The organism is Actinomyces acetigenes (genome assembly GCF_031296635.1).
GTDB classification, from domain to species: domain Bacteria; phylum Actinomycetota; class Actinomycetes; order Actinomycetales; family Actinomycetaceae; genus Actinomyces; species Actinomyces acetigenes.
This window is the reverse complement of sequence record NZ_JASPFC010000102.1, coordinates 1-831: the sequence shown is the minus strand read 5'-3', so window position 1 is coordinate 831 and position 831 is coordinate 1. Positions and strand designations below refer to the sequence as shown.

The window sequence follows — 831 nt, the reverse complement described above, 5'->3', positions numbered from 1 at the left end:
GGCGGCCCCCGGCCCGGCTGGGGTGAGCGGGCCGGCTGGACCCTGGCCGTCGTCGGCCCGCTGGCCTTCCTGGCGGTCTTCTTCGCCTGGCCCGTGGCCACGCTCATGGGCCGCGGCCTCGCCCCCGACGGCGCCCTGGACCTGAGCGGCTTCGGCGAGGTCCTGGCCCGCGAGCGCACCTGGCGGATCCTCACACAGACCCTCACCCAGGCGGTACTGGGCACCGCCGTGTGCGTGGCCCTCGGCATTCCCGGCGCCCTCGTCCTCTACCGGCGCGCCTTCCCCGGCCGCGACTTGCTGCGCGGGGTGGTGACCGTGCCCTTCGTGCTGCCCAGCGTCGTCGTCGGCGTCGCCTTCCACGCCCTGGTCACCCGCGGTGGGCCCCTGGAGGCCCTGGACCTGGACGGGACCCTGACCGCGGTGGTGGCCGCGCTGGCCTTCTTCAACTACGGGCTCGTGGTGCGCACCGTGGGCACCATGTGGTCGCGGCTCGACCCGCGCGCCGTGGAGGCTGCCCGGGCGCTGGGGGCCTCGCCGGTGAGGGCCTTCGCCACCGTCACCCTGCCCGCGCTGGCCCCCGCCATCGCCTCGGCAGCCTCCCTGACCTTCCTGTTCTGCGCCACCGCCTACGGGGTGGTGCTCGTGCTCGGCGGGGTGGGGATCGGCACCGTCGAGACGGAGATCTACCGGCTGACCACCCAGTACCTGGACCTGCGGGGCGCCGCCGTCCTGTCCGTGGTTCAGCTCGGCGTCATCGCCCTGGCCCTGTGGGTGGCCGAGCGGGCGCGCGCCGCCACCCAGACGCGCCTGCGTCTGCGCACCGAGGTGCCC

The 831-nt window shown here is 75.7% G+C and carries 1 protein-coding gene; it reads left to right on the top strand.

Going from position 1 to position 831, the window contains the following annotated elements:
• Window positions 1–831: ABC transporter permease (locus RIV14_RS13665; RefSeq protein WP_309325267.1), on the top strand; the 831-nt coding region annotated here is incomplete at both ends.